Consider the following 13,954-nt stretch of genomic DNA (forward strand, 5'->3'; position numbering starts at 1 on the left):
CTGATGCAATCACGGGCAAAGCCTGCACCTACAGACAGCAAAACGCCGCTTGAAAAAGCGGCGTTTAGTGTACTGCAACGGATCAGTCGCGCACGTAAATGATTTCTGGACCGTCTTCGTCCTCTTCATCCCAATCGTCGTCGTCATCGTCACCGATGTCATGCACGCTCTTCACGCCGCTACGGCGCAGAGCACGTGCGTCGTCCAGCGCCTGAAGCTGGGCACGGGCCTCGTCTTCAATACGCTGATCGAGATCCGCCAGCTCTTCGGCATACGCCGGGTCATTGGCCAGGCGATCAGCACGGTCTTCCAGGTAGCGCATGATGTCGCGGCTAAGCTGCTCGGTGCCCTGCTTGGAGATCGCCGAGATCACGTACACCGGGCCTTCCCACTGCAGACGCTCAACCACTTCCTTGACGCGCTCGTCGCGCTCGTCGTCCATCAGCATGTCGGTCTTGTTCAGCACCAGCCAGCGATCGCGCTCAGCCAGCGACGGGCTGAAGCGGGTCAGCTCGTTGACAATGACCTCGGCAGCATCGGCACTGTTGCTCTCGTCCAGCGGCGCCAGGTCGACGAGGTGCAGCAGGAGGCGAGTACGCGCCAAGTGCTTGAGGAAGCGGATACCCAGGCCAGCACCCTCGGAAGCGCCTTCGATCAGGCCGGGAATGTCGGCGATGACGAAGCTCTTCCAGCGGTCGACACTGACCACGCCCAGGTTCGGCACCAGGGTGGTGAACGGGTAATCGGCGACCTTCGGCTTGGCAGCCGATACCGAGCGAATGAACGTACTCTTGCCTGCGTTAGGCAGGCCCAGCAGGCCGACGTCGGCCAGCACTTTCATTTCCAGCTTCAGGTCGCGCTGCTCGCCCGGCTTGCCCGGCGTGGTCTGACGCGGAGCACGGTTGGTACTGGACTTGAAGCGCGTGTTGCCCAGGCCGTGCCAGCCGCCCTGGACCACCATCAGCTTCTGCCCTGGCTTGACCAGGTCGCCGATGACTTCCTGGGTGCTGGCGTCAATCACGGTAGTACCGACCGGTACACGCAGGATCAGGTCGTCGCCCTTCTTGCCGGTGCAGTCGGTGCTGCCGCCATTGGAGCCGCGCTGGGCCTCGAAATGGCGGGTATAGCGATAGTCGACCAAGGTATTGAGGTTCTCGTCGGCAACCATGAACACCGAGCCGCCGTCACCACCGTCACCGCCGTTGGGACCGCCGTTCTCGATGAACTTCTCACGACGAAAGCTCATGCAACCATTGCCACCGTCACCGGCTTTGACCCGGATCGACACTTCATCAACAAACTTCATAAAAACCGCCTCTCGTCGTCTCGACGAGTTGAATGACACAAAGACATAAGGCTCTTGCAAAAATGAGCGCGGCGGCCCCGTCAACGACCGTAGAATCCAGCGCCGGCAGCCCATACAAACAGTTTTGCAAGAGACTCACCCCACAAACGAAAAAGCCCCGTCGCGAGACAGGGCTTTTCCAGCGACATCGCTATTAGGCAGCGACAACGCTTACGTAACGACGACCGAACTCGCCTTTTTTCTCGAACTTGATCACGCCTTCGATTTTAGCGAACAGGGTGTGATCTTTGCCCATGCCAACGCCGTAACCAGCGTGGAATTGGGTGCCGCGCTGGCGAACGATGATGTTGCCGGCCTTGATGACCTGGCCGCCATACATCTTCACGCCAAGGCGTTTGGCTTCTGAGTCGCGACCGTTACGGGTACTACCACCAGCTTTTTTGTGTGCCATGAGTTCAACTCTCCAATAAGGGGATTAGGCTGAATTAAGCCTGAATACCGGTGATTTTGATCTCGGTGAACCACTGGCGGTGGCCCATACGCTTCATGTGGTGCTTACGACGACGGAACTTGATGATGCGCACTTTGTCGTGACGACCTTGGGAGATCACTTCAGCGACTACTTTAGCGCCAGCGACGACAGGTGCGCCGATGTTTACGTCATCGCCATTGGCGACCAACAGAACGCGATCGAAAGTTACGGATTCGCCGGTAGCGACTTCCAGTTTTTCGATCTTCAGGTATTCACCTTCGGCGACTTTGTACTGCTTACCGCCGGTAACAATTACTGCGTACATGGTATTTCTCCGATAATCCTGCTCACCCAGCTCTTTATAGGTAAGAGTATTGGCTGGCATGGCTGCATAAGGCTGGAACGGCCCTGTGCAATTGCGTAAGGCAGGTGCTGCCCAGGAAGTTCAGGGTGCGCGATTGTACGCAAGCCCCGCGGCGCTTGCAAGTACCGCCCCCGGCCAACCGGCACCGCGCCTTGACAGGCCGGGACCTGCAACCTAGCATGCCGCGCAACCTTTATGGAGCACCTGTGGCCGATGCAACCCCAAGCTTTCTACCGCGCGGTAGCGGACGACTTCAGCGCCGTTGACGAGATTATCAAGAAGCAGCTGACTTCACGTGTGCCGCTGGTCTCGAAAATCGGTGACTACATCACGTCGGCTGGCGGCAAGCGCCTGCGCCCGCTGCTGGTGCTGCTGTGCGGCAAGGCACTGGGCCGCGATGGCGACCAATTGCGCCTGCTCGCTGCCACCATCGAGTTCCTGCACACCGCGACCCTGCTGCATGACGATGTCGTCGACATGTCCGGCATGCGCCGTGGCCGTTCCACCGCCAACGCCCTGTGGGGCAACGCGCCCAGCGTACTGGTCGGCGACTTCCTCTACTCGCGCTCATTCGAAATGATGGTCGAGCTGGGGTCGATGCCGGTCATGCAGATTCTCTCCAAGGCGACCCGCGTGATCGCCGAAGGCGAAGTACTGCAGCTGTCCAAGATCCGCGACGCCAGCACGACCGAAGACGTCTACATGGAGGTCATCCGCGGCAAGACGGCAATGCTGTTCGAGGCCTCGACGCACAGCGCCGCAGCCCTGGCTGAAGCCAGTGACGCTCAGCGTGAAGCCCTGCGTACCTTCGGTGACCACCTGGGCGTAGCCTTCCAACTGGTCGACGACCTGCTCGACTACAAGGGCGATGCGCAAACCCTGGGCAAGAACGTCGGTGACGACCTGGCCGAAGGCAAGCCAACCCTGCCGCTGATCTACACCATGCGCGAAGGCACCGCCGAGCAGGCTGCCCTGGTTCGCCAGGCCATCCAGAAGGGCGGTATCGAAGATCTGGAAAGCATCCGCGCAGCCGTCGAGGCTGCCGGCGCACTGGACTACACCGCGCAACTGGCCCGCGACTATGTCGCTCGCGCCATTGCATGCCTGGAAGTGCTGCCTGCCAGCGAGTACCGTGACGCGCTGGTTGAACTCAGCGAATTCGCCGTCGCCCGTACCCACTGATCCCTCCCCGGCCCATCTTCGGATGGGCCCGCTTGCCCTCTGAGCGACAAAACCTTATACAATGTGGGTTTTTGCACGCACCCCCAGAGGAACCTTAGTGAGCACTTTGCCTCCCTGCCCAAAATGCAACTCCGAATACACCTACGAAGACGGTGCCATGCTGATCTGCCCCGAGTGCGCCCACGAGTGGTCCGCCAGCGGTGAGGCCGAAGCAGGCAACGACGAGGCAGTGAAAAAAGACTCGGTGGGCAACGTCCTGCAAGACGGCGACACCGTTACCGTGATCAAGGACCTCAAGGTCAAGGGTTCGTCCCTGGTGGTCAAGGTCGGTACCAAGGTCAAGAACATCCGCCTGTGTGACGGCGACCATGACATCGACTGCAAGATCGACGGCATCGGCGCGATGAAACTCAAGTCCGAGTTCGTCCGTAAAGTCTGACCTGCACCTGGATTCGGGGCCGTGCAACGGCCTCGGATCGACCTTCTGGCAGCAACTGCCAATCACTTCTTGCTATTTTGCTAATAAGAATTATTCTCATTGAAACCTCAAGGAGAATAGTCATGACCTATCTGATCGACGCCTGGCTGGAACGCCCTCACCCTTGCCTGCGCATCCTGCACCGGGAAACCGGCGAGGTCTGTGCCGTGCTCGAAGAAGACGCACTGCATGAGCTATACGCCCAGGGTGATCTGGACCTGAATGGTTTGAATTCAAACGAGCCGAATGTGCTCAAGGAACTGGTGCGCAACCTGTTTCTGTTTTCTTACGCACGGGCGTTGCGCCCGCTGTAATCGCCAGCAACGCTGGCTCCCGCACGGTTGCGCAGAAGCCGGCATTGCCGCTGCCGGAGAGCCGAGCCCCCCAGCAACGCCAGGGCTTACAGAACGTCGAGCAGCTCGACGTCGAAGACCAGTACGCTGTGCGGCGGGATGCTGCCAACGCCCTGAGCGCCGTAGGCCAGCTCGCTCGGTACGTACAGGCGCCATTTGCTACCAGCGTTCATCAGCTGCAGGGCTTCGGTCCAGCCAGCGATCACGCCGCTAACAGGGAACTCAGCAGGCTGACCGCGCTCGTAGGAGCTGTCGAAGACAGTGCCGTCGATCAGGGTGCCGTGGTAGTGGGTACGGACGCTGTCATCGCGAGTCGGCTTAGCACCTTCACCAGCGGTCAGTACTTCAAACTGCAGGCCCGAAGCCAGGGTAGTGATACCTTCACGCTTGGCGTTTTCAGCCAGGAAAGCCTTGCCTTCGCCAGCCGCAGCTTCAGCCTTGGCAGCCGCTTGCGCTTGCATGATGTCGCGGATGACCTTGAAGCTGGCCGACAGCGCTTCTTCGCTGACACGGCTGGCCTGGCCATTGAACGCGTCGGTCAGACCGGCCAGGATCGCTTCCAGGTTGACGCCTGGTGGTGGGTTGTCACGCAGTTGACCACCCAGCTGACGGCCGATGCCGTAGCTGACGCGCGTTTCGTCGGTAGACAGGTTGATTTCGGACATTGGCTTGCTCCGCTACAGGGCGCACGAACACCGCGCCCTTCATGAAAAGGGCGAGCAGCCTAGCACACTGCGGCGCAGCAGTTCAGCTACCAGGCCGAACGCCGGGAAATCGGCACTTTCAGATCCTCTTCCGCCGTGCTGCTCATGCCGCACATTTCGTCCTGCACCGACCAATGCACCAGGTTCAGCGGCAGGTCTGGCAACCCCTGCAACTGCCCGCGCGCCTCCTCCACGGAGTGCACGCGCAAGCGCTGGCCTCGTGTATCAGACAACGGGTGGGCGCGCCCATGTACGCGTGCCTCAAGCAGGTAATCCCCCCCTTCGATAGCGATCAGGTTGAGTTCCTCGACATGACCAGCCCTGGCCTCGGTATTCAGATCGTGCAGGTTCATTGCAGCACCTCACTACTCGGACATACGAGCGACTGTTCATTCTTCGTACAGGGATGAACAAAGTACAAGCCAGAAACGCAACCGCCCGTCCGTTTTGTAACGGACGGGCGGTTTCAAGCGCACCGAGCAAGACGCAATCAGTGCTTGGTCAATTTGTCCAGGTAACCCATCGCGAACGCAGACACCACAAAGGTCATGTGGATGATCACATACCACATCAGGTACTGCGTCTCGATGTTCCGCGCGTCCATGAAAACCCGCAACAGGTGGATCGAGGAGATCGCCACGATCGAGGCCGCCACCTTCATCTTCAGTGAGGTGGAGTCCATCTTGCCCAGCCAACTGAGCTTTTCCTTGTCGTCATCGATGTTCAGTTGCGAGACGAAGTTCTCATAGCCGGAGAACATCACCATGACCAGCAGGCCACCCACCAGGGACATGTCGATCAACGAAAGGATCACCAGGATCAGGTCGGCTTCAGCCATGGAAAACACGTTGGGCAATACGTGGAAGATTTCCTGGAAAAATTTCAGTGCCAGCGCCAGCAGCCCCAAGGACAAACCAAAGTAGATGGGCGCGAGCAGCCAGCGAGAGGCATACATCGTGTTTTCGATAAAACGTTCCATTAAAAAACTCATCGGTGGCTAGAAAACGGGCACAAGTATACCAGCCACGAATGACAGAAAAAGCCCGCGTCAGGTTGCCGCAAGGCAACCGGGGGCAGCCCTCAGGTCTCTGGATGGAACTGGAAATCACCCACGTGATGCACCCGTTCGCCGTTGATCCGTCTGAGCTGTGCCTGCAAGTGAATGCACCAGATCTGTGGCCCATCCGCAACTTGATACCCATGCAAGGTCAGGCTATCGACGATGGCATTGAGTACTGACTCAGCGACGTAAGGACCGTGGAACGGCCCCTGAGCCTTGATCGCGGAAGGTTGCTCGCCAGCCATGCCGGCGGCGAAAAGCAGCGTCCACATACCATTGTCACCGGCCAGCGGACGAATGCTGCATTCAATGCGGGTGACCAGACCCAGGCATTGACGAGTAAGGCTGAGGCTGCGCGGCATGGCGACGATCCTCGGAGAAACCCTGTTCAGCGCCCATCGGGAGCTGTCTCTATCCTGTACCTACGACTGTCCATGATCTGAAGAATAGAAGAAAACCGACAGCGACAAGCGGTAGCACAGCAGCGGGCGCCGAATGGTCATGCCGACCCTGGCGCCCACCCTCCCCCGTCAGGACGACTTGACCTCGACCAACGCCTGTTCAGCGTGCTCTTTCTCCGCCTCCTTGAGCTCCTCGTCGCTGATCATCTCGGCAATTTCCCGCAGCCGCTCGACCACCCTGGCGTTGACGCTACCCTCGGGGAACTGACCTTCGGCATCGGGCGTACCGGCGGGTTCGCCCACCAGCAGGCTCAATGCCTCATCGGCCTGGCTGACCGCATAGATGTGGAACTGCCCCGCGCGCACGGCCTGCAGTACACGCTCATCGAGCATCAGTGTCGTGACGTTGGCACGCGGAATGATTGCCCCCTGTTCACCGGTCAGGCCACGGGCTTCGCAGAGCCGGAAGAAGCCCTCGATTTTCTCGTTGACCCCGCCGACAGCCTGCACCTCACCGAACTGGTTGATGGAGCCGGTAATAGCGAAACACTGCTTGAGCGGGGTTCTCGACAACGCCGAAATCAGGGTACAGGCCTCACCGAGGGAGGCGCTGTCACCGTCGACGTAACCATAGGACTGCTCCAGCGCAATACTTGCGGAAATGGCCAACGGGAATTCCTGGGCATAACGACTGCCCAAGTAACCGGTCAGGATCATTACCCCCTTGGAGTGAATCGGCTGGCCCAGATTGACCTCGCGCTCGATGTCGACGATGCCACTTCCACCTGGGTACACCGTCGCGGAAATCCGTGCCGGCACGCCGAACGCCGAATCACCCACCTCAAGCACTGTCAGGCCGTTGCACTTGCCCACGGCCGCACCTTCGGTGTCGATCAGGATGATCCCGGCAAGCATGTCGTCGAGAATCCGCGCCGAAACCCTGCCAGTACGCGTGGCCTTGGCCCTGAGCGCCCGTTCGATATGGCCGCAGTCGGTCATTTCGTCGTTGGCCAGGTGGCGAATGAAGTCCGCCTCGCTGACCAGCTGGAACAGGTCACCGATTCGCGCCGACAAACGCCCTTGATGCTCGGCCAAACGCGCACTGTAGGTTGCCAGGCGTGCGACCGCATCGGCAGTCAACGGCGCCATGCCTTCCTCGCTGGTACGGGTTTTGAGCAACTGCGCGAATTGTTCCAGGCTCTCGTCGACCATTGGAATGTCTTCGTCGAAATCCACTAGCACCCGGAACATTTCCTGGAAGTCCGGATCATGGTCCTGCAGGGCGTAGTAAAGCTGGCGGGCCCCAATGATGACGACCTTGACCTGCAGCGGAATCATCTGCGGCGTAAGGCTGACGGTGGCCACACGCCCCAGTTCGCCCAACGGTGACTCCATTTTCAGTTTGCGCGATTGCAAGGCACGCTTGAGCGCATCCCAGACAAAGGGTTCGCCCAGCATTTTCTCGGCTTCAAGAATCAGGAAACCACCATTTGCACGGTGCAGCGCGCCGGGACGCAGTTGCCGATAGCTGGTGTAGAGCGCGCCTTGATCGGTGCTGTATTCGATACGGCCAAACAGGTTGTCGTAGGTCGGGTGCGGCTCAAACACCACCGGCGCACCGCCACTGACCGGATGCCCAACCACCAGGCTTGGCGCATATTGCTCTTCCAGCATCTTGCGGGCCACCGCGTCGCTTTTGCTGTCGTCGACCAGTTGTTCGACCACCGTGCGCAACAAGTTGACCTGCATGGCTTGCAGGTAGGCGCAGACGGCGGCGTTCTCCGCGTACTTTTCCGAGAGCGGCGACAACAGCGGCTGCAAGGCCAGGGTAATGGTTTCTTCGTTGAGCTGACGCAACTGGTTGCTCGACTCGCGCTTCCACTGCGGCAAGCTGGCCAGCTCTTCGTTCAGACGCTCTTCCAGTGCGGCAATGTCCTCGTGGAAACGCTCACGCTCAGCTTCAGGCAACTGTGCAAACTCGGCCTCATCCAGCGCCTTGCCGTCACTCATCGGGGTGAAGGCAACGTTACTGCTGTCACGATACAGGGCAACGTCCTTTTCCAGGGACGCCCGCTCGATAACATCCAGTGCACGGTCATAACGTTGATTGAAACCGCGATCGATGGCACTTTTTTTCTGCTGGAACGAGGGGTGCTCGAACACCGCCGGGAAGGTTGCCAGCAGGTTGTCGATCAAGCCGCCAATATCTGCGATGAACGCACCGGCGCTGCCAGGCGGCAACTCCAGTGCCTTGGCTTCGCGCGGGTCATCGAAGTTGTTGACGTAGACCCAGTCCGAGGGGGTATGCAGGCGCTTGCCTTCGGCTTTCAGGTAGCGTTTGACGAACGAAAAACGCCCAGTGCCGGGCTCACCCATGACAAAAACGTTGTACCCAGGACGCGGCATGGCGACGCCAAACTGCAAGGCTTCGACAGCACGTTCCTGGCCAAGCACACCGCGAAAAGGCTCCAGATCATTGGTGGTGGTAAAAGCGAACTGTTCGGCGGAAAACGGCCGGGTCAAGGCTTCTGGCGCAAGACGCAGGCTCGCAGCAACAGGATCGGGCATCGGGCTTCCTTACTTCGGCGGGGCGGATGAAGCATTCTGGCGCCGGGCGCGTGCGGCTTGCAAGGCTCTTCAACGCTTTCTGCAACGGAGTGAATCCTGCCCCCCATAGCGTCCCAGTAATATTTTGTAATTGATCAGCGAACTGTTAGATCATGCCTAAACTGTAAGCTGCGCGGCTGGGTAAATAACCGACCCGTCCTGGCTACAGGTCTCACCGATATGCCAGATAACCCTGACCTTTGGTTTGCACTTCCTTAGAAAGAGAACAATGCTATGAAACGGATTCTTCTGGGTACTCTGTTCGCCGCCGCATCCCTGAACGCCATGGCCCAGGCGCCTGGCGGCCCGGATTGCGGCTGGGGCAACATGTTGTTCGAGGGCCAACGCGGTACACCGGCCCACTTCCTTGCATCAACAACCAACGGCACCTCCGGTAACGCAACGTTCGGCATGACGTCCGGCACCAACGGCTGCGCGACCAACGCTGCGCTGACCTATGGCGGCAAGTCGTGGTTCGCCATGAATGGCATGATGAACGAACTGTCTGAAGACATGGCCAAAGGTCAAGGCGAAGCACTGACCACCTACGCCGTCGTCCTCGGCGTGGCACCTGAAGACCGCGCGCACTTCGCCGCCGTCACCCACCAACACTTCCAGGAGATCTTCAAGACAGCCGACATCACCGCTGAAGATGTCCACACCAACACCCTGGCTGTTCTGAAAAGCGACCCACGCCTGGCCAAATACGCCACCCAGGCTTAAGCTCGGCCCACCCGCCCCTCAGGGGCGGGTTCGCCTCTATCGGCATCATCCCGACGTAGTTGCCCGACATGCTCAAACGCCTTGCCTACCTGGCGCTCTGTGTCTGCGCCCCGTTGCATGCTGCTCCCGCTTTCGACGACAACCGCCTCAACCAGTTGGCCAATGACCGCTACTGGATCGCCTTGGGTCACTACGAAACCGCCAAGCTGGGTGGCTGGCGAAGTTATGTCGACGACGAGCGCTTCTTTCTCGCCAAAGACGGAGGCCATCACCCTGATCTGGAGTTAAAGGCCACCCTCCAGGCGCTCTATGCACCGGCAAGCCTGGGCGACAAACATGCACAGTGCGTATTCCCGGCACGCACCCGCTGGCTACGCGAACAACTGCAGTTGAATGACCTGCCAGCACCGGACTGCAAGGAATACCCCCAGTGGTTCAAGGATGTGTCGCCACACAGTGCGGTGATGATCTTCCCGGCAGCCTACTTGAACAGCCCCTCATCGATGTTCGGCCATACGCTGCTGCGTATCGACCAGGCCGATGTGCAAAAGAACGACACGGCCCTGCTGAGCTACGCGATCAACTTCGGCGCCTACATAGAAGGCAACGACAACAGCATCCTCTATGCCTGGAAAGGCCTGATGGGCGGCTACCCGGGCTTGTTTGCCCTGGTGCCCTATCAGGAAAAGCTTTCGGAATACCGCAGCCTGGAGAACCGCGACCTGTGGGAGTACCGCTTGAACCTGACCCCGGAAGAAACCGGGCGTATGGTCGAGCACGTGTGGGAGCTCAAACAGATTCGCTTCGACTACTTCTTCTTTGACGAAAACTGCTCTTACCGTTTGCTCGAGTTGCTACAGGTGGCTCGCCCAAGCCTGGACCTGACCTCGCAGTTCCCGCTCACGGCCATTCCGACCGACACCGTCAAGGCCGTCAAGCAATCGGGGCTGGTGGAGCGTATCGACTACCGGCCTTCGCGCGAACGTGAATTGCTGGAGCGCGCAGCGCCACTGGATGCCGAGGAGCAACGCCAGGTGCTGGCCGTCAGTGCCGATACTGCACAACTGCAAAGCCCGGCGTTCAGCGCACTGCCACGTGACCGCCAGGCCTTGGTGCAAGACGCCGCCTACCGCCTGGAGCGCTACCGTGCCAACGGCCAGGAGCGTGATCCGGCACGCGCCAAACGCAGCTTTGAACTGCTGCGAGCGATCAACCGCAACCCTCCACCTGAGCTCGACATCAAGCGCCCAGGGCTGCCTGAAGATGGCCATCAGTCACGCACTTGGCAGTTAGGGGTGGGCACACGAGAAGACCGTGCGTTCGCTGAGTATGGCCTGCGCATGGCTTACCACGACCTCAACGACAATATGTATGGCTTCCCGCTGGGGGCGCAAATCGAAATCCTCCAGCTGAAACTACGCCAGTACGAAAACAACCAGTGGCAACTGCAACGCCTGGACCTGGCGACCATTCGCTCGCTGACCCCGCGCAACGCCCTTTTGCAACCCTGGTCATGGCAAGTCGCTGGCGGCCTGGAGCGGGTGCTTGGCAGGGAGGGTGACGAAACCCTGGTCAGTCAGGTAAATGGCGGTGCTGGCGGTACTTGGGCGCTGAGCGACGAAATGCTCGGGTTTGCCCTTGGAACCGTGCGGGTCGAGCACAACGCCGACTTTGCCGGCTTCATTGCGCCAGCAGCGGGCTTCAACACCGGCCTTTTGTGGCGTAACGGGCTGGGCAACCTGAGCCTGGAGGCCAAGGGTGATTACTTTACCAATGGCGAAGTGCGCCGCAGCCTGAGCCTGAACCAGCAGTGGGAGCTGTCGAACAACCTCGGCCTGCGCCTGAGCGCAAAACGCGATTTCAGCGCGTTCACCACAGCGCAGAACGAGGTGATGCTTGAGCTAAAGTGGTACAACTACTGATTAGCGGCTGTGTACTGGCCCCTGTGTACGGATCTTTGTGCACTGGCCTTTTCGGCGATTGCCAATGGCACTCGGGAGACGACCGTGACGGTTGTCAGGCCGCAGCTTTAATAGCTGGCGACTTTCGCAAAGATGTACCACGCTACCTGCACAACCGCCAATATGAGACCGGCTGGGACAATGGCTTTCGCCAGTGCCAGGCCATGCAGGAGCATCAGGACCTGCGAGACTACCGTGCCCGCCATTGGGACGATCACGAAACAATGGCAGCAGGAGAAAGACCGCGATGCGGCGACGCAAACAGGTCGCATACGGGTCAGCCAGAGTGCGTACGTCTGTCAGCAGGGTCTCCTGAGAAGGAGCCGTTCATGAGTCGCGCATTCGTCAATGAAGATCAAGCCAGTGACCAGGCTGATCAGCCCGTTGAACGTCAGATCAGCGAGCAACCCAACTACGTCACCGCCCGAGGTCTTACCTTGCTGCATGAGCGTGTCGCCGAATTGAACACACTGCGCAGTGAACTGCTCGCCCAAGGTGAGCAGGCAGACAAGCAGCGGCTCGTGGAGACCGAGCGTGACCTGCGCTATTTCAATGCCAAGGTGCAGAGTGCGCTGGTGGTTGCGCCAGCGGCATCACGGGACAAGGTGCAGATTGGCAGCCACGTGACCTTTGCCGATGAAAGCGGTCAGCAACATCAGGTTCAACTGGTCGGAGAAGATCAGGCCTATGCCGCAAGCGGCCTGATCAACTGGGGATCCCCCCTGGGCCGGGCACTGCTAGGCGCCAAGCCAGGAGACGAAGTGGTGTGGCGACGACCGGCGGGTGATCAGTCGATCGAGATCATCGCCATCGAACCGGAGGCTTAAACGACCCCTTGAGCCAGCATGGCATCGGCAACTTTGACGAAGCCGGCAATGTTGGCGCCTTTGACGTAGTTGATTCGACCGTTTTCCTCACCGTAGTGCACGCAGGCGTGGTGGATCGACTGCATGATGTTGTGCAGCTTGCTGTCCACTTCGCCAGCAGTCCACAACAGGCGCATGGCGTTCTGCGACATCTCCAGCCCGCTCACGGCCACGCCACCGGCGTTGGACGCCTTGCCCGGAGCGAAGAGGATACCGGCCTCAAGGAAGATATCCACTGCCTCCAGGGTGGTCGGCATGTTTGCACCTTCGGCCACACAGAGGCAGCCATTGCTCAGCAAGGTGCGGGCATCGTCGGCGTCCAGTTCGTTCTGGGTAGCGCACGGCAGGGCGATGTCACACGGCAGGCTCCAAGGGCGCTGGCCTGCACGGAACTCCAGGCCAAAGCGCCCGCCCATCTCACTGAGGCGGCCACGCTTGACGTTCTTCAGCGCCATCAATGCGTCCCATTGCTCATCACTCAGGCCCGCTTCGCAATACAGGGTACCTTCGGAGTCGGACAAGGAGATCACCTTGCCACCCAGGTCCATGACCTTGCGCGCGGCGTACTGGGCCACGTTGCCGGAACCGGATATGGCAACACGACGACCGTCAATGCGCAGGTCCTGACGCTTGAGCATCTCTTCGGCAAAGTACACGCAACCGTAACCGGTCGCTTCAGGGCGGATCAGGCTGCCGCCGTAGGTCATGCCCTTACCGGTCAGCACGGAGGTGAACTGGTTCGCCAAACGCTTGTATTGGCCGAACATGAAGCCGATTTCCCGTGCGCCGACGCCGATATCACCGGCAGGTACGTCAAGGTCGGCACCAATGTGGCGGTACAGTTCGCTCATGAACGCCTGGCAGAAGCGCATCACTTCAGCGTCGCTCTTGCCTTTGGGGTCAAAGTCAGAGCCGCCCTTGCCGCCGCCCATGGGCAGCGAGGTCAGGGAGTTCTTGAAGACCTGTTCAAAGGCCAGGAACTTCAGCACGCCTAGGTTGACCGACGGGTGGAAACGCAAGCCGCCCTTGTAAGGGCCAATGGCACTGCTCATCTGGATACGATAACCGCGGTTGACCTGGACCTTGCCCTGATCGTCGACCCACGACACGCGGAACAGGATCGCGCGCTCAGGCTCGACCATACGCTCAAGAATACCGGCCTGCAGGTAGTGCGGATTGGCCTCCAGGAAGGGCCAGAGGCTGCGCAGTACCTCTTCCACCGCCTGATGGAATTCAGGCTGGGCTGGGTCACGTTTTTTCAGGCGTGCGAGGAAGTCTTCGACGGATTCGATCATGGGAAGGTCTCGGCAGATGATTAGCTTGTAAGAATTTTTCCCGGGACTTTATCAAGTCAAGGCGCACTGCGACAGTGCAAAATGTCGTTTTTTTGAAATTAAATGGTGCATTTATGTAAATGTATACACATTCAAGCGCGTCTTCAGCCAGGCTTTTTTGCCTGGGCCAGCGCATGCATAGC

General features: G+C 59.5%; 15 protein-coding genes. 6 read left to right on the top strand and 9 right to left on the bottom strand.

The window, feature by feature from the left end:
* Positions 1 to 82 precede the first annotated feature (82 nt).
* The 3 genes from cgtA to rplU form a co-directional block, all read right to left on the bottom strand.
* On the bottom strand, positions 83 to 1,306 hold the full coding sequence (gene cgtA, locus EKA13_RS17625; RefSeq protein WP_065760616.1) for an Obg family GTPase CgtA: 1,224 nt from the start codon (positions 1,304 to 1,306) through the stop codon (positions 83 to 85).
* Positions 1,307 to 1,499: 193 nt separating this feature from the next.
* Complete coding sequence (gene rpmA, locus EKA13_RS17630; protein ID WP_065760617.1) at positions 1,500 to 1,757, bottom strand: 50S ribosomal protein L27; 258 nt, start codon at positions 1,755 to 1,757, stop codon at positions 1,500 to 1,502.
* 34 nt (positions 1,758 to 1,791) lie between these two features.
* Positions 1,792 to 2,103 (bottom strand): 50S ribosomal protein L21, encoded by a 312-nt coding sequence (rplU, locus tag EKA13_RS17635; protein WP_065760618.1) that lies wholly within the window; start codon positions 2,101 to 2,103, stop codon positions 1,792 to 1,794.
* A gap of 252 nt (positions 2,104 to 2,355) precedes the next feature.
* On the opposite strand from rplU, the gene EKA13_RS17640 reads away from it, so the two are divergent.
* The 3 genes from EKA13_RS17640 (at position 2,356) to EKA13_RS17650 (ending at position 4,116) form a co-directional block, all read left to right on the top strand.
* Positions 2,356 to 3,324, top strand: coding sequence for a polyprenyl synthetase family protein (locus EKA13_RS17640; RefSeq protein WP_065760619.1), 969 nt, complete (start codon positions 2,356 to 2,358; stop codon positions 3,322 to 3,324).
* Between the two features lie 97 nt (positions 3,325 to 3,421).
* A complete protein-coding gene (locus tag EKA13_RS17645; protein ID WP_065760620.1) occupies positions 3,422 to 3,763 on the top strand; it encodes a zinc ribbon domain-containing protein YjdM in 342 nt (113 codons plus the stop codon).
* A 122-nt stretch (positions 3,764 to 3,885) separates the two neighbouring features.
* A complete protein-coding gene (locus tag EKA13_RS17650) occupies positions 3,886 to 4,116 on the top strand; it encodes a PA4570 family protein (protein ID WP_065760621.1) in 231 nt (76 codons plus the stop codon).
* An 86-nt stretch (positions 4,117 to 4,202) separates the two neighbouring features.
* Here the strand turns inward: EKA13_RS17650 and bamJ are convergent, their stop codons facing one another.
* The 5 genes from bamJ to EKA13_RS17675 all read right to left on the bottom strand — a co-directional run bounded on the left by bamJ (position 4,203) and on the right by EKA13_RS17675 (position 8,888).
* Entirely contained in the window at positions 4,203 to 4,820 is a 618-nt protein-coding gene (bamJ, locus tag EKA13_RS17655; protein ID WP_065760622.1) for a BamJ family beta-barrel-assembly machinery protein, read from the bottom strand.
* A gap of 86 nt (positions 4,821 to 4,906) precedes the next feature.
* Positions 4,907 to 5,212, bottom strand: a complete 306-nt coding sequence (locus EKA13_RS17660; RefSeq protein ID WP_065760623.1) for a DUF6482 family protein — start codon at positions 5,210 to 5,212, stop codon at positions 4,907 to 4,909.
* A 137-nt stretch (positions 5,213 to 5,349) separates the two neighbouring features.
* Positions 5,350 to 5,838, bottom strand: coding sequence for a TIGR00645 family protein (locus EKA13_RS17665; RefSeq protein WP_065760624.1), 489 nt, complete (start codon positions 5,836 to 5,838; stop codon positions 5,350 to 5,352).
* Positions 5,839 to 5,939: 101 nt separating this feature from the next.
* Positions 5,940 to 6,281 (bottom strand): PA4575 family protein, encoded by a 342-nt coding sequence (locus EKA13_RS17670; protein ID WP_065760625.1) that lies wholly within the window; start codon positions 6,279 to 6,281, stop codon positions 5,940 to 5,942.
* A 168-nt stretch (positions 6,282 to 6,449) separates the two neighbouring features.
* A complete protein-coding gene (locus EKA13_RS17675) occupies positions 6,450 to 8,888 on the bottom strand; it encodes a Lon protease family protein (RefSeq protein ID WP_065760626.1) in 2,439 nt (812 codons plus the stop codon).
* 273 nt (positions 8,889 to 9,161) lie between these two features.
* On the opposite strand from EKA13_RS17675, the gene EKA13_RS17680 reads away from it, so the two are divergent.
* From EKA13_RS17680 to EKA13_RS17690, 3 genes are all read left to right on the top strand, one after another.
* Positions 9,162 to 9,650 (top strand): DUF3015 domain-containing protein, encoded by a 489-nt coding sequence (locus EKA13_RS17680; protein WP_065760627.1) that lies wholly within the window; start codon positions 9,162 to 9,164, stop codon positions 9,648 to 9,650.
* Positions 9,651 to 9,718: 68 nt separating this feature from the next.
* Positions 9,719 to 11,572, top strand: a complete 1,854-nt coding sequence (locus EKA13_RS17685; protein WP_065760628.1) for an Lnb N-terminal periplasmic domain-containing protein — start codon at positions 9,719 to 9,721, stop codon at positions 11,570 to 11,572.
* 368 nt (positions 11,573 to 11,940) lie between these two features.
* Positions 11,941 to 12,438, top strand: a complete 498-nt coding sequence (locus EKA13_RS17690; protein WP_065760629.1) for a GreA/GreB family elongation factor — start codon at positions 11,941 to 11,943, stop codon at positions 12,436 to 12,438.
* On the opposite strand, the gene gdhA is transcribed toward EKA13_RS17690, so the two are convergent.
* Entirely contained in the window at positions 12,435 to 13,772 is a 1,338-nt protein-coding gene (gene gdhA, locus EKA13_RS17695) for an NADP-specific glutamate dehydrogenase (protein ID WP_065760630.1), read from the bottom strand. The two genes, EKA13_RS17690 and gdhA, sit on opposite strands and share 4 nt — an antisense overlap.
* Positions 13,773 to 13,954: the final 182 nt, after the last annotated feature.

This window comes from Pseudomonas defluvii (assembly GCF_001695625.1).
GTDB lineage: Bacteria > Pseudomonadota > Gammaproteobacteria > Pseudomonadales > Pseudomonadaceae > Aquipseudomonas > Aquipseudomonas defluvii.